Annotated in this window: 17 protein-coding genes; 9 read left to right on the top strand and 8 right to left on the bottom strand. The window is 64.8% G+C overall.

What is annotated here, in order from left to right:
* Positions 1-65: 65 nt before the first annotated feature.
* Positions 66-1,217, bottom strand: coding sequence for an aminotransferase class I/II-fold pyridoxal phosphate-dependent enzyme (locus FIV09_RS11105; protein ID WP_152450008.1), 1,152 nt, complete (start codon positions 1,215-1,217; stop codon positions 66-68).
* Positions 1,218-1,270: 53 nt separating this feature from the next.
* On the opposite strand from FIV09_RS11105, the gene FIV09_RS11110 reads away from it, so the two are divergent.
* Genes FIV09_RS11110 through FIV09_RS11125 form a run of 4 tightly spaced genes read left to right on the top strand, consistent with a single transcriptional unit; the run spans position 1,271 to position 4,755 of the window.
* Positions 1,271-2,596: a M48 family metalloprotease gene (locus tag FIV09_RS11110; protein ID WP_371417697.1), complete on the top strand. Its 1,326-nt coding sequence runs from the start codon at positions 1,271-1,273 to the stop codon at positions 2,594-2,596.
* Positions 2,597-2,644: 48 nt separating this feature from the next.
* Positions 2,645-3,403: a DsbA family protein gene (locus FIV09_RS11115; RefSeq protein WP_152450009.1), complete on the top strand. Its 759-nt coding sequence runs from the start codon at positions 2,645-2,647 to the stop codon at positions 3,401-3,403.
* Positions 3,400-3,927 carry a hypothetical protein gene (locus FIV09_RS11120; protein WP_152450010.1) on the top strand — a complete coding sequence of 176 codons (528 nt, stop codon included), beginning with the start codon at positions 3,400-3,402 and terminating at the stop codon, positions 3,925-3,927. Before FIV09_RS11115 ends, FIV09_RS11120 begins: the two co-directional genes overlap by 4 nt.
* Positions 3,928-3,975: 48 nt before the next feature.
* Entirely contained in the window at positions 3,976-4,755 is a 780-nt protein-coding gene (locus FIV09_RS11125; RefSeq protein ID WP_152450011.1) for a transglutaminase family protein, read from the top strand.
* A gap of 134 nt (positions 4,756-4,889) precedes the next feature.
* Here FIV09_RS11125 and ispG read toward each other — a convergent pair whose 3' ends face one another.
* From ispG to hemA, 3 genes are all read right to left on the bottom strand, one after another.
* The gene (ispG, locus tag FIV09_RS11130; RefSeq protein WP_152450012.1) at positions 4,890-6,026 is read right to left on the bottom strand and encodes a flavodoxin-dependent (E)-4-hydroxy-3-methylbut-2-enyl-diphosphate synthase; all 1,137 of its coding nucleotides are present in this window, start codon (positions 6,024-6,026) and stop codon (positions 4,890-4,892) included.
* Between the two features lie 100 nt (positions 6,027-6,126).
* The gene (locus tag FIV09_RS11135) at positions 6,127-7,410 is read right to left on the bottom strand and encodes a helix-turn-helix domain-containing protein (RefSeq protein WP_152450013.1); all 1,284 of its coding nucleotides are present in this window, start codon (positions 7,408-7,410) and stop codon (positions 6,127-6,129) included.
* 131 nt (positions 7,411-7,541) lie between these two features.
* Positions 7,542-8,765 (bottom strand): 5-aminolevulinate synthase, encoded by a 1,224-nt coding sequence (hemA, locus tag FIV09_RS11140; protein WP_152452539.1) that lies wholly within the window; start codon positions 8,763-8,765, stop codon positions 7,542-7,544.
* Between the two features lie 390 nt (positions 8,766-9,155).
* Between hemA and FIV09_RS11145 the strand changes: the two genes are divergently transcribed.
* The 3 genes from FIV09_RS11145 to FIV09_RS11155 all read left to right on the top strand — a co-directional run bounded on the left by FIV09_RS11145 (position 9,156) and on the right by FIV09_RS11155 (position 12,176).
* Positions 9,156-10,535, top strand: a complete 1,380-nt coding sequence (locus FIV09_RS11145) for a dipeptidase (protein WP_152450014.1) — start codon at positions 9,156-9,158, stop codon at positions 10,533-10,535.
* Positions 10,536-10,755: 220 nt separating this feature from the next.
* Positions 10,756-11,268, top strand: coding sequence for a hypothetical protein (locus FIV09_RS11150; protein ID WP_216646955.1), 513 nt, complete (start codon positions 10,756-10,758; stop codon positions 11,266-11,268).
* Between the two features lie 53 nt (positions 11,269-11,321).
* The gene (locus tag FIV09_RS11155) at positions 11,322-12,176 is read left to right on the top strand and encodes an alpha/beta fold hydrolase (protein WP_254702210.1); all 855 of its coding nucleotides are present in this window, start codon (positions 11,322-11,324) and stop codon (positions 12,174-12,176) included.
* Positions 12,177-12,204: 28 nt separating this feature from the next.
* Here FIV09_RS11155 and FIV09_RS11160 read toward each other — a convergent pair whose 3' ends face one another.
* The 3 genes from FIV09_RS11160 to choW all read right to left on the bottom strand — a co-directional run bounded on the left by FIV09_RS11160 (position 12,205) and on the right by choW (position 15,009).
* On the bottom strand, positions 12,205-13,080 hold the full coding sequence (locus FIV09_RS11160) for a glycosyltransferase family 2 protein (protein ID WP_152450016.1): 876 nt from the start codon (positions 13,078-13,080) through the stop codon (positions 12,205-12,207).
* Positions 13,081-13,141: 61 nt separating this feature from the next.
* Entirely contained in the window at positions 13,142-14,173 is a 1,032-nt protein-coding gene (gene choV / locus FIV09_RS11165) for a choline ABC transporter ATP-binding protein (RefSeq protein ID WP_152450017.1), read from the bottom strand.
* The gene (gene choW / locus FIV09_RS11170) at positions 14,170-15,009 is read right to left on the bottom strand and encodes a choline ABC transporter permease subunit (RefSeq protein ID WP_152450018.1); all 840 of its coding nucleotides are present in this window, start codon (positions 15,007-15,009) and stop codon (positions 14,170-14,172) included. Before choW ends, choV begins: the two co-directional genes overlap by 4 nt.
* 131 nt (positions 15,010-15,140) lie before the next feature.
* On the opposite strand from choW, the gene betI reads away from it, so the two are divergent.
* Together betI and FIV09_RS11180 are read left to right on the top strand one after the other, a co-directional pair.
* Entirely contained in the window at positions 15,141-15,707 is a 567-nt protein-coding gene (betI, locus tag FIV09_RS11175) for a transcriptional regulator BetI (protein WP_152450019.1), read from the top strand.
* 81 nt (positions 15,708-15,788) lie between these two features.
* Positions 15,789-15,986 carry a hypothetical protein gene (locus FIV09_RS11180; RefSeq protein WP_152450020.1) on the top strand — a complete coding sequence of 66 codons (198 nt, stop codon included), beginning with the start codon at positions 15,789-15,791 and terminating at the stop codon, positions 15,984-15,986.
* A 21-nt stretch (positions 15,987-16,007) separates the two neighbouring features.
* Here the strand turns inward: FIV09_RS11180 and FIV09_RS11185 are convergent, their stop codons facing one another.
* Complete coding sequence (locus tag FIV09_RS11185; RefSeq protein WP_152450021.1) at positions 16,008-16,751, bottom strand: RlmE family RNA methyltransferase; 744 nt, start codon at positions 16,749-16,751, stop codon at positions 16,008-16,010.
* Positions 16,752-16,756: the final 5 nt, after the last annotated feature.

Genomic DNA, 16,756 nt, shown 5'->3' on the forward strand with positions numbered 1-16,756 from the left:
AGCGACCGGCATAGAGCTCGCCACGAGTTCATGGTTATTCGACTGTCACAGTCCTTAACCCGCTGTCACAGTGATGAACGCGACGTCATATAAGCCTTCAGGCGCGCGAGGCCTTCCTCGATATCCTCGGTCGCCCTGGCATAGGAGAAGCGCAGCGTCGTGGCGCCGCGTTCGGGATCGAAATCGAGGCCCGGCGTGACCGCGACACCGGCCTTGTCGAGAATGTCCGCCGCAAGCGCACGGCTGTCTTCCGTGATGTCCGACACGTCCGCATATACGTAAAAGGCCCCATCAGGCGGCGCGATCTTGTCGAACCCCGCCTTTGGCAGCCCTTCCAGCATGAGCGCGCGGTTTTTCGCGTAAACCGCCATGTTGGCCTCAAGCTCCTCGGTCGCATCCATGGCAGCCAGCGCCGCCACCTGCGCCGCGTGCGGTGCGCAAATGAAGAGGTTCTGCGCCAGACGCTCCACCTGTCTCAGTTGACCTTCGGGCACGACCATCCAGCCCACGCGCCAGCCGGTCATGGAGAAGTATTTCGAGAAGGAATTGATCACACAGACATCGTCGGAGATTTCGAGCGCGGAGACGGCTTTCGCCTCGTATTCGATGCCGTGATAGATCTCGTCCGAGATGAAGGCTGCACCGCGATCCTGCGTGCAGGCGATCAGGTCCGACAGCGCGGCCCGTCCCAGCATGGTGCCCGTGGGATTTGCGGGCGAGGCCACCATCAGCCCCTGCCAATCATGCGGCGCGAGGTCTTCGGGCGTCGGCTGCAGGCGGTTGGCTGCGGAGCTTTCCACCTCGAGCGCGTTCAGATCGAGCGCGCGCAGGATCTGGCGATAGGATGGATAGCCGGGCCGTCCCAGCGCCACCGTCTCGCCCGCATCGAAAAGCGCGGTGAAGGCGAGGATGAAGGCGCCCGAGGAACCCGGCGTGATCACCACACGCGCGGGATCGAGATCGACACCGTACCAATCCGCGTAAAGGCGGGCGATGCGTGCGCGAAGTGCAGGCAGACCCAGGGCCACGGTATATCCCAGCGCGTCGTCCTGCATGGCTTGCGCCAGTGCTGCGCGCGCGGCCTCGGGGGCCGGCGTGCCCGGCTGGCCCACTTCCATATGGATGATGCGGCGGCCCGCATCTTCCGCCGCGCGGGCGGCCTCCATCACATCCATCACAATGAAGGGATCGACCGCGCCCCGGCTTGAGTTCCGCATATCCGCCTCTTTATGGTTCGCGCCAGACATGCAGGCAGGAGAGGCAGGCGTCAATGCGGTGGATGCAATGGGTCCGGCTGGGACTGCTTTGGCTGTGCCTTGCCGTGATCGCGGCAACCCCGGCGCGGGCGCTGACTGTCCTGCGCGATGCGGATATCGAATATGCGCTGCGCGAGCTGGCCAAGCCCGTGTTCAGCGCCGCCGGGCTGTCCCCTTCGAATGTTCGCATCCTGGTGGTCGACGATTCCAGCCTGAACGCCTTTGTCGCGGACAACGCGCATATCCTGATCCATTCGGGCATGATCCTGAAACTGGAAAGCGCCCAGGCGCTTCAGGCGGTTCTGGCTCATGAGGCCGCGCATATCGCCAATGGTCATATTTCCCGCCGGGTCGCGAATATGCGCAATGCCCGCACCGCCGCCGGGCTGGGGCTCATCCTTGCGGGCATCGCCGCCACGCAGAACGCCGAGGCAGGCTTTGGCATCGCCGCAGGGACGCAATCCTCCGTGCTGCGGAATTTCCTGGCCCATACTCGCGCCGAAGAGGCTGCCGCCGACCAGAGTGCGGTGCGATACATGGCGCGCGCGGGCATCGATCCGCAAGGTGCGGTCGATGTGATGGAGATCTTCCGGGGTCAGGAGGCGCTTTCTGTGTCGCGACAGGATCCCTACATGCTGTCGCATCCGATGAGCCGCGACCGGCTTCGCGCACTCAAGGGCTTCGCCGCGGCCTACGGTTCCGAGGCCCCGGGCGATCCCGGCGCGGAATACTGGTTCCAGCGCGCCAAGGGCAAACTCTCGGCCTTCCAGCGCAACCCGGCCTGGACCCTGCGCCGCGCAAAAGACAGCGGGTCGCGGGATATCCGGCTGATGCGCGAGGCCGTCGCCCATCACAAGCGCGCCGATCTGAAAAAGGCGCTGGCGGCGATGGACGGCGCGCTGCGGCTGCGTCCGAACGATCCGTTTCTTCTCGACCTAAAGGGCCAGATCCTGCTGGAAAGCCGCCAGGCGGCGGCAGCCGTGTCGACCTATCGGCAGGCCACGCGCTTTGCGGGCGGCAATGCGCTGATCCTGGGCGGGCTCGGACGCGCCCTTCTGGCCGCCGGAGATGCGCGCGGCGCGCTCGATGCGCTCGACCGGGCGCGAGCCCGCGACGGGCAGGATCCGCGGCTCATGCGCGATCTTGCGGTGGCCTATGCGCAGACCGGACAGACCGGGCTTGCCTCGGTTGCCACGGCGGAGCGATACGCGCTACAGGGACGCCTGAAGGATGCCAACCTGCATGCCGAACGCGCAATGGCGCTGCTGCCGCGCGGATCGAGCGCGTGGCGCCGAGCCGAAGACGTCGCCATCACGGCCAAGAGCGCCATGAGGCGCTGAGAGACCCATCCGACGCATTCAAGCGACGATCAAAGACAGGGAGTTTTCATGTTCAAATCCACACTGACCGCGCTGGCGCTGGTCACGGCCGGAGCCGGGGCCGTGCAGGCGCAAGGCTTCGACATAACCGACATGACCGACGCGGAGCGCGAAGCGTTCCGCTCCGAGCTGCGCGATTACCTGATGGAAAATCCGCAGGTCATCATCGAGGCGGTGAATGCGCTCGAAGCGCGCCAGGCCGCCCAGGCCGAAGCCGCCGCGGAACAGGCGCTGGCCAGCAACGCCGCCGCGATCAAGGATGACGGCGTCTCCTGGGTGGGAGGCAATCCAGACGGCGACATCACCGTGGTAGAGTTCATGGATTACCGCTGCGGCTATTGCCGCCGTGCCGCGCCCGAGGTCGAGGAACTGGTCGCATCGGACGGCAATATCCGGTTCGTGATCAAGGAATTCCCCATTCTGGGCGAGGCCTCGCTGGTCATGTCGCGCTTTGCCATCGCCACGCAGCGGGTCGCGGGCGACGAGGCCTACAAGCAGGTGCACGACACGCTGATGGCGCTGACGGGCGAGCCCACGGAGCCGGTCCTGCGCCGCGTGGCCGAGGAATTGCTGCTCGATGCCGACGCCATCATCGCCGAGATGGATTCGGACAGCGTCACCCGCCAGATCGCCGAGACCCGCGCGCTGGCCGACCAGCTGCAGATCCGCGGCACGCCGACCTTCGTGATGGGCGATGCGCTGGTGCGCGGCTACGTCACGCTCGACGAGATGCGCGGCATCGTCGCCGAGGAACGCGGCGAAGGGTGAAACATCTGAAGCTTGCAACATTTGCGGCGGCCCTCGTGGCCGCCGTTCCCGTCTCTGGCGAGCCGCTTTTCGGGACGGAGGCCGCGCGCGCGGCCCTGGCGGACGAGCTGCGCGCGGTGCTGGCGGACAACCCGGAGATTCTCGAGACGGCCTTGCGGGGCGGCGCACCGGCGGCTGCCGATGTCTTTCGGGATGCGAGGGATGCGGACCTTGCGCTGATCGCGGCCGAGGCGCCGCACCTTTTCGGGCCCGGACGGCCCCTCATCGGCACGGCGGATGGCCCGGTCGAGATGGCCTTCTTCACGAGTGCGGATTGCGACGCCTGCGATGCGGCACAAGCCGAGCTGGCAGCATTGCTTGACGCGAGGGGAACATCGGCCCGCGTCATCGATGCGGATAGCGCCGAGGGACGCGCACTCATGGAACGCTTGACGCTCGATACCTTGCCGTCCTACGTGCTGCCGAAGTTGATGGTCCGCGGCCATGTGCCCGATTTTGTTCTGAGCCGGTATCTCGACCCTTAGACCGCGCGGCCTGCCTCCCCGTTTACACTCATGCCTTTCGGAGCATTTATGATTCTGAAGATCGACGTCACGCTCGATTACGCCTTGGCGGCCCCGACCGATTGCCTGGTCCAGATCAACGCAGCCGCCCTGCCCGACCAGGCGGTTCGGAACGAACATCTGAATGCCCATGGCGCGGAGGCCCAGATCAATCCCGCCGAAGACGAGATCGGCCTGCGCCTGTGGTTCCACGAGGCCGACGCGCTGACCCTCGATTACACGACCGAGGTGCGGATCGACCGCGACATCCACGATATCGGAACGCTCAGCGCCGACAGTCCGGCCGATCTGCCGCGCGACGTGGTCAAGTACCTGCTGCCCTCGCGCTTTTGCCCGTCGGACAAGTTCCTGTCCTATATCGCGACCGCCTTTCCGGGCATGACCGGCGGCGCGCTGGCGGTGGAGCTCGAGGAATTCGTGCGGCGCAACTTCTCCTACGTGCCGGGCGCATCGGGACCGGAGACCTCCGCGCTGGAAACCTTCGTGACGCGCCAAGGGGTGTGCCGCGATTTCGCGCATATGCTGGTGACACTCGCGCGGGCAGGCACGATCCCGGCCCGCGTCGCCAGTTGCTACGGGCTGGGCGTGACGCCGCAGGATTTCCACCTTGTCGCTGAGGTCTGGCTTGAGGGGCGCTGGCACGTCATGGATCCGACGGGCATGTGCGCGCCGGACGAGATTGCGCGCATCTGCGTGGGCCGCGACGCGACGGACGTGGCGTTCCTGACAAGCTACGGCCCCGCGAACCTGCTGCGGCAGAGCGTCGAGGTATCGCGGCTATCGGAATAAGTACCGGGCGCTCCTAAGGTACGCAAAGCGCTCCTACAGCAAGACATGCGACCGAGGCGACCAAGCGGTAGGACCGAGCTGAGAGGTTCGACCGGGCCGGTGAAACGCAGGGCCCGGTGCGACAAGCGTTCGGATTATTCGGCGGCTTCGGTCGGACGCTCCGCCTCGCCCGCCTCGATGGCCGCGGCGCGCTTCTCGACCTCTTCGACGATATGCTCGACCATCTGGTCATTGGACATCTTGTGGCTAGCCTTGCCCGCCAGATAGACCATGCCCGAGCCCGCACCGCCCCCGGTGAAGCCCACATCGGTCATCAGCGCCTCGCCCGGCCCGTTCACCACACAGCCGATGATCGACAGCGACATCGGTGTCTTGATATGGGCCAGCCGATCTTCCAGCGTCTCGACAGTCTTGATCACGTCGAAGCCTTGCCGCGCGCAGGACGGGCAGGAGATGATGTTCACGCCGCGATGGCGCAGGCCGAGGGATTTCAGAATCTCGTAGCCGACCTTCACCTCCTCGACCGGATCGGCCGAAAGGGAGACGCGGATCGTGTCGCCGATCCCCATCCAGAGAAGGTTGCCGAGACCGATCGCGGATTTGATCGTGCCGGAGGTAAGCCCCCCGGCTTCGGTGATGCCGAGATGGATGGGTGCGTCGGTCTGTTCCGCGAGCTGCTGATAGGCGGCGGCGGCCATGAAGACGTCGGAGGCCTTGCAGGAGATCTTGAATTCGTGAAAATCGTTATCCTGAAGGATCTTGATGTGATCGAGACCGCTCTCGACCATCGCGTCGGGGCATGGTTCGCCGTATTTGTCGAGAAGGTGCTTCTCGAGCGATCCGGCATTCACCCCGATCCGGATGGAGCAATTGTGGTCGCGCGCCGCCTTGATCACTTCGCGCACACGTTCCTGGCTGCCGATATTGCCGGGGTTGATGCGCAGGCAGGCCGCACCCGCCTCGGCCGCCTCGATCCCGCGTTTGTAATGGAAGTGGATGTCGGCCACGATCGGCACAGGGCTTTCGCGCACGATTTCCTTCAGCGCCTTCGACGAGGGCTCATCCGGCACGGAGACCCGCACGATATCCGCACCCGCATCAGCGGCGGCGGTGATCTGCGCGATGGTGCCCGCCACATCGGTCGTCGCGGTGTTCGTCATCGTCTGCACGGTAATGGGCGCGTCGCCCCCTACCGGGACCGAGCCCACCATGATCTGGCGGCTCTTGCGGCGGTAGATGTTGCGCCAAGGGCGGACGTGGTTGAGGCTCATCGCCTGCTCCTTTCGTCTCGGCGCATGGATTGGAAAAGCGCCGTTTCCCTTTAGCTATTCGCGGCAGGGAGCGCTTGCAAGCATCCGCTTGAGATTGGGATCACTCGGTCGCAGCCGGGGCGGTGCCGACATTCAGCTCCGCCACCACGCGGGCGAGGTCGGCATCCTGCTGAAGCTCTGCCACGCTGTAGGTCTCGGACAGGTTGTCCACCGAGAGAGCGAGGTTCGAGGTGACGGACCCGCGCGGACCGACCGGACCGTAGGTCTGGCCATTCATCGCGAAATAGACCGCGCCGGATTCGCCGATACGCAGGCTCGGCGGCTCTTCGGTGCGGGGCACGTCATAGGTGTCACCGGCATTCATGATGCCTTCGAAGATGACGGAGCCGTCGGCGGCGCGCACGCGCACCCAAGCGGGCCGCACGGCCAACATCGTCACGCCGGGGCCTGCAGCCTCGAGGACTTGCGGGGTCGTGGGCGCGTCCTGGCCCAAGGCCTGCGCAAGAGCAGTGTTCACACCGGTCGGGTCGGCGCCTGGCAGTGTCGCGGCAAAGCCGTCGAAGTCGCGGGGCGCTTCGGTGCCCGGACGATCCGGCAGACGGCGCGATCCGGCATCGGCGAAGGCGCCGACGCTGGAGGGATCGAGCGTGGAGATCGGAGCATCGCGCGCGATCAGCACCGGCACGTCCAGCGCCTCGGGGCGATAGAGACGATCAAGGGCCTCGGGGCTGGGCGGCGTGAACGGCCCGGCCCCCGCATCCGCCGTCTCGTCCGGTTCGGCCGTGGCCACATCGACTGGGTCGAGATCGGTGAGCACCACGGGCGTCTGATCGACAGGCGCCAGTCGCACGCGCTGCACTTCCTGCAGGACCGAATAGCCGCCGTAGCCGATCCCGGTCACAAGCGCGAGCAGGACAAGGGTGGAGCCGATTGCGCCGGGTTCGACCCGGCTGAAGAACCCGTCGCCCGCGGGCGCAAAGGAAATGCGCGGATCGGCGAAGGGATCGCGCGCGGGCGATGCCACGATCGGATCCTTGCGCTTCACGATGGAGGCAGCCTCGGACATGCCATGCGCCGTCTCGAAGCCCGACTCGGCGCAGAACTGCGCGAAGGCCTCATCCGGATCGAGGTTCAGGTAACGCGAATAGGAGCGTACATAGCCTGCAATGAAGCCGGGCGTGTCGAATGCGGTCGGGTCACAATTTTCGATGGCCGCGATGTAATTCGCCTTGATGCGAATCTCGCGCTCGACGTCGAGCAACGACTTGCCCATCGTCGCACGCTCACCGCGCATGACGTCGCCAAGACGCACTTCATAGGTGTCGTAACCTTGCGGTCCGACGACGGCGTCCTCATCCGGCTGCCGGGATTTTCGCCCGATCATGGCGTCTGCCCTATTGTTCCCATTACACGCGCCCCTTCGTCTGCCCCCGGGGGCGGCACATTACGATTCGTGCCGCTCTTTACTTACGGCAACGTTACCACATCGCAACGGGAAACGAAGGATTTTAGCGGTTACGCGCTCAGTTCGGCGCGATTTAGCGCACAATGCGACCACAGCTCGTCCATCGCGCGAACGAGCTTATCCATCTCGTTCGGACCATGCACCGGCGAGGGCGTGAAGCGCAGCCGCTCCGTCCCGCGGGGCACAGTGGGGAAGTTGATCGGCTGCACGTAGATGCCGTAACCCTCAAGCAGCATGTCCGACAGCTTCTTGGTGTGCACCGGATCGCCGACGATCACGGGAACGATATGGCTGCCGTGATCGATGATCGGCAGGCCCATGCCCTTGAGGCGTGTCTTGAGGATGCGCGCCTGCGTCTGGTGCTGATCGCGCCGGTCCTGATCGCGCTTGAGATGCGCCACCGAAGCGGCGGCACCTGCGGCCACGGCGGGCGGCAGCGACGTGGTGAAGATGAAGCCCGGCGCGTAGGACCGGATCGCATCGCACATCTTCTCGGAGGCCGCGATATAGCCACCCATCACGCCGTAAGCCTTGGCCAGCGTGCCGTTGATGATGTCGAGCCGGTGCATGAGGCGGTCGCGTTCGGCCACCCCTGCCCCGCGCGGGCCGTACATGCCGACGGCATGGACTTCGTCGATATAGGTCAGTGCGTTGAACTCGTCGGCAAGATCGCAGATTGCCTCGATGGGTCCGAAATCGCCATCCATCGAGTAGATCGACTCGAAGGCGATGAGCTTCGGCGCCGCGGGATCGTCCGCTTCGAGCAATTCGCGCAGATGCGCCACGTCGTTATGGCGGAAGATGCGCTTCGCGCCACCATTGCGGCGGACGCCTTCGATCATCGAGGCGTGGTTCAGCGCGTCGGAATAGATGATGAGACCCGGAAAGAGCTTCGGTAGCGTCGACAGCGTCGCGTCGTTGGCGATGTAGGCGGAGGTGAAGAGCAGCGCCGCTTCCTTGCCATGCAGATCCGCAAGCTCCGCCTCGAGGCGCTTGTGATAGACCGTGGTGCCCGAGATGTTGCGCGTCCCGCCCGAGCCTGCGCCCGTGGCGTCCAGCGCCTCATGCATCGCGGAAAGGACCGCCGGATGCTGCCCCATGCCGAGGTAATCGTTGCCGCACCACACGGTGATCGGCTGTTCGGTGCCGTCGGGCTTGGTCCAGGTCGCGTGCGGGAAGTTTCCCTGCCGCCGCTCCACGTCGATGAAGGTGCGATAGCGGCCCTCTTCGTGCAGCCGGTCGATCGCTTGCGTCAGTTGCGCCGTGTAATCCACGGGGGTTCCCTCCATCTTTTCGGTGTGGCCGCGTTTCCGGTCCATATTCAACTTTTGGAATGCTTAGCCGGTTCGCACCGACCTGGCAACCTGTTAGACACCGAAGCGTTTCGTCTTCCTTGATCTCGATCAAGCGATCCTGCCCGACCGTTCTGCGTTTGCGCCATGGGACTTACGTCCCGCGCGGGCGCGTGCGCCATGTTTACGGGCTGCACATAGTCGTTTGCGCGACGGGGGCCAAGCGCGTTCCAAGCAGTTTCGCCGGGGCGCGACGATATGCCAAGTCCGGACATCCGGACCTTCCGCGCCCCACTCCTCCGGTCCCGGCATCGCTGGACAGCCACGGCGCGCGTGTTACCGTCCGCGCAAATCACGAATGGAGCTCCGCGCATGTCTCTCGACGCCGTATTGTCCCGCATCGACACCGATCTCGATGCTTCCCTCGACCGGCTGTTCAACCTTCTGAAAATCCAGTCGATATCGACCGACCCGGCCTACAAGGCCGAATGCGACAAGGCGGCGGACTGGCTGGTCGAGGACCTGCGCGGCATCGGCTTTTCGGCCGAGAAACGCGCAACTCCGGGACATCCCATGGTCGTCGCCCATCACGACGGGCCCGGTCCGCACCTTCTGTTCTATGGCCATTACGATGTGCAGCCCGTGGATCCGCTGGAGCTGTGGCACCGCGATCCCTTCGATCCCGCGATCGAGGAGACACCGGAGGGCCGCGTCATCCGCGCCCGCGGCGCGTCCGACGACAAGGGCCAGCTCATGACCTTCATCGAGGCCTGCCGCGCCTACATGGCCGAGGCGGGCACCCTGCCCTGCAAGATCACCATCTTTCTCGAAGGCGAGGAGGAATCGGGCTCGCCGTCGCTCGTGCCCTTCATGCGGGACAATGCGGACGAACTGACCGCCGACCTCGCGCTCATTTGCGACACCTCCATGGCGGCGCCCGGCCTGCCCTCCATCGCCACGCAATTGCGCGGCATGGTGAAGGACGAATTCACCCTGAAGGGTCCCAAGATGGACCTGCATTCGGGGCTCTATGGCGGACCGGCGCTGAACCCCTTGCGCGAAATCTCGAAGATCATCGCGACCTTCCACGACGAGGCGGGCCGGGTCGCGGTCGATGGCTTTTATGACGGTGTGCCGGACCTGCCCGAAGAGCTGCGCCGCCAATGGGCGGAGGCCGGGTTCGACGAGGCGGCGTTCCTTGGCCGGATCGGCATGGTCCAGCCCCATGGCGAGCAGGACTTCACCGCGGTGGAGCAGGTCTGGGCGCGCCCGACGCTGGAGATCAACGGCCTCTGGGGCGGCTATCAGGGCGCGGGCACCAAGACCGTCATTCCCGCCGAAGCGCATTGCAAGCTGACCTGCCGTCTCGTGGGCGATCAGGATCCGGCTCATATCCGCAAGGCCCTGCGCGCCCATGTGGAGGCGCGGCTCCCTGCAGATGCAGAGGTCGTGTGGGAGCCTGCGGGCGACGGTGCGAAAGCCTCGGTCATGGACACGTCGCGACCGGAATTCGAAACCGCGCGCCAGGCGCTGTCGGATGAATGGCACACCGAGGCGGTTTTTGCCGGGATGGGCGGCTCGATCCCGATTGCGGGGCTTTTCAAGACGATCTTGGGCATGGAGGCGATGCTGATCGGCTTTGCCAAGGATGACGACGCCATCCATTCGCCCAATGAAAAGTACGATGTCGAGAGCTTCCACAAGGGCGCGCGCAGTTGGGCGCGCATCCTGGATGCGATGAAAACGATCTGACCGGGGGATCACGCGGGCGATGCCGCTGCCTGAAACGCATCGCCCGCACCAAACACGCCAAGGCCGGGCCGACCGCATAGTACTTGACGCAAGGTCACCCCAATTGTGGCCAAACTTCCTAAGGAATCGTTAACCAAAATCACGGAGCCGCCGAAGGCTTACCGTTTTCTGGTCACAATCGCGTGGCTTCTTCAGCCTTATGAAGAGAAATGTCAGAAAATTGGGGAAGCAGGATTTCCAGGAGCGCCTTCAGCGCGTCGACGGACATTTTGCAAAGCACGGCTACGCACAGACGATCGTGCGCAACCGCAATGAGCGTCCCTATCTCTGGACCATCATCGGCTTCATCTGGATCTTCTTCGTGGTCTCGATTGCCGAGAACCGCGCCTACCTCGAAACGAGCCTCGCGCAAGGATCGCTCCCGGCCGCGTTTCGGGACTACGTCTTTTACGCGCTGACCGGTCTTGTGGTGATCTCGGTCGTGGCGCTCGGCTTTCACCTGCTCCGCTTCCTATTCAAGAAGCCCGATTTTCGCGGCGCGTCCGGCAGCCTTCTCGCAGGCGCCTTGGGGGCCGTGATGCTGACGCAACTCCCGCCCGCACTTCTGCAAGACAGCGCCAACGCGGTCTTCGGCACCGGTCAGGTCCTCGCGGGCATGGTCTCCGATCCCGCGATATCCGCCCCGGACATCAACATTTCCAACGTGAACTTCGTCTCGGGCATCACCGATTGATCTTGAAGGTTGCGGCGTAAGCGCTGAGGTTGCCGCTCCAAAAGGAGCGCGCTTTGCCAGACATTCTCGACATCGACGGCCACCGCATCGCGTATGAGCGCGCGGGCAGCGGCCCGCCCCTGCTGCTGTTGCACGGATTTCCGCAGATGCGCGCGATGTGGCGCCCTCTGATCCCGGAGCTGGCCCGGACCCATACGGTGATTGCCGCTGATCTAAGGGGCTATGGCGAAAGCTGGAAACCCGAGCATGTCGAGGCGATGTCGTTTCGTGCCATGGGGGCCGAGATGTGCGCGCTCATGGCCGCTCTAGGCTTCGACCGCTTCCACCTTGCAGGCCATGACAGGGGCGCGCGCGTCGCGCATCGCATGGCGCTCGATGCGACGGACGCGGTGGCGAGCCTGACCGTGATGGACATCGTGCCGACCGAGCATCTGCTGAGCACCCTGACCCATGAGGTCGCCCGGGCCTACTACCACTGGTTCTTCCTGGCCCAGCCCAGCCCCTTTCCCGAGACGATGATCGGCCACGATCCCGACGCCTATTTCGAGCGCTGCCTGCTGGGATTCGGCCGGGCCACGCTCTCGGATTTCGACGAGGCGCTTCTGGCGGAGTACCGTCGGGCCTGGCGCGATCCGGCGGCGATCCGCGCCATGTGCGACGATTACCGGGCGGCGATCGATGTCGATCTGGCGCATGATCGCGCGGACCTGGACCGGCAGGTCGGGTGCCCGACGCTGGTATTGTACGGACGTGATGGTGCCATGGCGCGGGCGATGGACGTGCCCGAAACCTGGGCGCCCCGGCTTGCGGATATGCGCGCGGCGGCGGTGACAGGCGGGCACTTCTTTCCGGATCAATCGCCGCAGGAGACGGTGCAGAAGCTGCAGGCGTTTCTGGCGAGTATCTGAAGCAGGCCGGGACAGCCCTGCGCGCGGCTCAGATCAGACCGAAGAACCGCTCCGGCAATTGATATTGCAGGCCGTAATCCGGCCGGTCGAACTGCCAGAACCCCGTCTCGCCGCGCGGTTGCCAGCTTTGCTGCATCTCCGCGCGCAGCCAACCCAGATCGAAGCCATCCCGCTCTTCCATCCGCGCGAACCCGTCGAAGACCGCACGATCCTCGCCGCGCGCCTCGGCGAACCAGTGCCGCCCGATCGAGGTGTCGCGCACGCCGACGCCGATCTCCTCGATCACGGCGTTGCGGCGGTTCATCGCCTCCACGTATTGGCCGAAATCGCAGAATTTCAGATGTAGCAGATACAGCGCGTCGGGCGTGTTCAGCTTCTCGGCCTTGGCGAAATGTCCGCCGCGCGACAGCTGCGCAGGCTTGCCCAGGATGCAGGGTTTGGAATGATGCGGCAGCAGCTTCACATGACGCCGCGGACCCAGCACATGGCTGCCGATCTCCGCCTCTTCGCGGTCGATCCGGTGGATCACGTCAAGGCCCAAGGGCGTATAGACGCGGGGCCGTTTCTTGGCTTCGAGCCAGCTCAGCAGGGTGTGCCCGCTGTCGGGATCGACCACGACCAGTTCATCCACGTCGCCCACGACCACATGCGCGTAATAGCCCAGAAGACCGGTGACCATCGCATTGAGAAGCCGCCAGCGCTTGCGCTCGAAGGCGGGATGCGGATCGCCCGGCAGGCCGATCACGTTGCAGCCCTCAGCCATCTTGGCGACCGTGTCGCCGCGCCCGTGATTGATGACGTAGCAATTCTCGCGCCCGAACATCTCGCCGTAATAGCGCAGCCATTTGTCCAGGAAGAACGCATCGTCCCGGACCATGGTCACGGCGGCGGCTATGGTCTGCATGTCTGCTCGGGCCTCTTTGCGGGTCGCTTTGGGGCCACCTTAGCGGGCGACCCCGTGCCCGTCAGCCCTGCCCGCGCGGATCAAGCAGACGGCGCAGCAATCCGGTCTCACTCACCTGACCGATCAGCTTGCCGTTCCGCTCCACGCCCACCGGCGCATCGGCATCGGCGCAATGCTGCATGACATCGGCCACGCGCATCTCTGCAGGCACGGTATGCGCGGGCTGGCCTTCGGCAGGCTCCATCACGTCGCGTGCTGTCAGCACACCCAAGGGGTTCATGTGCGCCACGAACTCCGCCACGTAATCATTTGCAGGGTTTGAATAAATCTCCTGCGGACGGCCACATTGCACGATCCGCCCGCCTTCCATGATGGCGATGCGGTTGCCGATCTTGAAAGCCTCGTCGAGGTCGTGGGAGACGAAGATGATCGTGCGCTTGAGCTTTTGCTGCAGCTCCAGAAGATCGTCCTGCAACTTGTTGCGGATAAGCGGATCGAGCGCCGAGAATGGCTCGTCCATCAGAAGGATCGGCGCTTCGGTCGCAAAGGCGCGCGCAAGACCCACGCGCTGCTGCATGCCGCCAGACAGATCCCCAACCTTGCGGTCGCCCCAACCGTCGAGGCCCACGAGACCAAGCTGCTCGTTCGCCTTCTCGTCGCGCTCGGTCTTGGACATGCCCCCGAGCTCAAGACCCAGCGCCACGTTTTCGCGCACGGTGCGCCAGGGCAGAAGGCCGAATTGCTGGAAGACCATGGCGATGCGGTTGAGACGGATGCGGCGCAGCTCGTCCTTCGAGGCGTCCGACACGCCGACCATCGTGCCGCCGTCATTCACCCGCACCTCGCCGCGCACCACCGGGTTGAGCCCGTTGATCGCGCGCAGAAGCGTGGATTTGCCCGACCCGGACAGGCCCATGAGCACGAGGATCTCGCCCTCCTCAACGTCAATGGAGCAATCGTGCACGCCCAGCACCTGCCCGGTCTCGGCCTGAATATCGGGCCGCGCCATCCCGCGATCCATGAGCGGCAGGGCGGTTTCCGGCTCGTCCCCGAAGACGATGGAGACATTGTCGATTTCAACGGCATGCGTCATTTGCGGTCTCCCATGTTGAGAATGCGGTCGAGCATGATGGCGACGACGACGATGACGAAGCCCGACTCGAAGCCAAGCGACGTGTTCACCTGATTGAGCGCGCGCACCACCGGCACGCCAAGCCCGTCCGCACCTACGAGTGCGGCGATCACCACCATCGACAGCGACAGCATGATGGTCTGGTTGAGCCCCGCCATGATCTGCGGGAAGGCCGAGGGCATTTCCACTTTCCACAGCAACTGGCTGGGCGTGGCACCAAACGCGGTCGCCGCCTCTTTCAGCGCAGTCGGCGTTGAGGCAATGCCAAGGTAAGTCAGCCGGATGGGGGCGGGCACCACGAAGATCACCGTGGCGATGAGGCCCGGCACCATGCCGATTCCAAAAAAGACGATGGCGGGGATCAGGTAGACGAAGGTGGGCAGCGTCTGCATCAGGTCGAGGATCGGGCGCAGCGCGGTGTAAAGCTTGGGCCGATGCGCCGCGGCGATCCCGATGGGCACCCCCACCCCCATGCAGACGACACAGGCCGACAGGATCAGCGTCAGGCTTTCCAGCGTCTCTTCCCAGTAATCCTGGTTCAGCACGAAGAGAAAGCCCAGGGCCACGAAGGCGCAGGTCTTCCAGTTGCGCTGCAACAGCCAGGTTATGGCGACGAAGGCCGCGATGACGATGAAGGGATGCGGCGTTTCCAGCACCCACAGGATGCCGTCGATGAGATTCTCCATGATCCAGGACAGACCATCGAGCATGAAGCCCAAGTTCTGACGGATCCAGTCGAAGATCGCCTCGGCGGTGTCGCCTACGGGGATCTTGTAGCTTGTGAGCCAGTCGAGCATCGCATCGCTCCTGTTGAATTCCGGGCGGCGGGCCTTGGGCACGCACCGCAAAAGCTGATTGACCCGTCAATCAATAACGGCCTAAACTCAGATTGCAACCGAAGTCTTGGGAAAGAGGCACAGACGCCGCGATGAACAAGGAAGCCGACCGACGCCACCAGCTGATCGCCGCCACCCTGCGCGAGATCGGCGCGAAAGGCACGCTCAATGTCACGGTGGGTCAGATCGCCAAGCGCGCGGGCGTCTCGCCGGGACTGGCCTTTCATTACTTTGGCGACAAGGAACGGCTCTTTCTCGCGGCCATGCGGTCCATCCTGCGCGATTACGGCAGGCAGATCCGGCGCGCCCTGAAAGGATGCGAGACGCCGCGCGCCCGGCTGGAAGCAATCCTGCACCAGAACTTCGCCGACATGCAGTTCGAGGATGGCGCCATCGCCGCCTGGCTCAATTTCTATGTGCTGGCGCAGACCTCGCCCGAGGCGCAGCGCCTGCTGACGCTCTATCACCGGCGGCTGCATTCCAACCTCGTGCATGACCTTCGCCCCCTGATCGGCGCGCGTGCGGACGAGACGGCAGAACGGCTCGCAGGGCTGGTCGACGGGCTATACCTGCGTTTCGCGCTCAACCGCGATGCGGTCGATCCGGCCCCGGCGGTGGCGCTGGTGATGGATGCGCTGAACCGCGAGCTTGCGGCGTAACTCCCCGACCTTTCCCCAACCGCACCGCGATTTGGCCGCATTAACCACGCATCCTGCCCTCCGCTGAGACTGGAGAGCCCGATGCGCCATTTCACCCCGACACCGCCGAGCCTGCGCAGCGTGCAGTTGCGCAAGCTCTTCGCGATCCAACGCCAAGCCTGGCGCCAGACGGGGCTGGCCGACCGCGAGGGCGACGCGCCGCTGACAGCGGAGGCGCTTTACAAGTTACGGGAACGGGCGAGAACGAGCCTGATGCGCCCGCCTGCAAGCGGCGGGTAGCCGCCCGGCCGACCCCGCGCGCTATTCGTCCTCGGAGAGATCGTCATTGCGCGGCCGATAGCCCATCGCCACCACGAATTTCTCGGACGAATCGCTGCGGGATGCAGGCGGCTTCACATTGGCGACCTTGGAGAAGCGCTGCTTCAGAAGCGCCTGAAGCGATCCTTCCGCGCCGCCCGCCAGCACCTTGGCGACGAAGGTACCGCCCTCTTCCAGCACGTCGAAGGCCAGTTCGGCTGCGGCTTCACATAAGGTGATGATGCGCAGATGGTCGGTCTGTTTGTGACCCGAGGAGGAGGCGGCCATGTCAGACATGACCACATCGGCCTTGCCGCCAAGCCACTCCTTGACCCGGTCATCCGCCCCGTCTTCCAGGAAATCCAGAACGTGGATATCGGCGCCGGGGATCGGATCGACCTCCTGCAGGTCGATGCCCAGGACGGTGCCTGTTGCCTTGCCCGCCTTCTCGCCCAGCGCGTTGACGCGCTTCACGGCGACCTGACACCAGCCGCCAGGCGCGCAGCCCAAATCGACCACGCGGGCACCGGGCACGAGGAAGCGGTACTTGTCGTCGAGTTCCAGGATCTTGAAGGCCGCGCGCCCGCGATAGCCCTCGGCCTGGGCGCGCTTGACATAAGGGTCGTTGAGCTGACGCTGCAGCCAGCGCGTCGAGGACAGCTTGCGCCCGCGCGCGGACTTCACCTTGACCTTGAGGTCGCGCTGCCCCCGGCCCGAGCTTTTGCGGTCTTCGACTTTCTTGGCCATCGCCC

Source organism: Roseivivax sp. THAF197b, assembly GCF_009363255.1.
Taxonomy (GTDB): Bacteria; Pseudomonadota; Alphaproteobacteria; order Rhodobacterales; family Rhodobacteraceae; genus Roseivivax.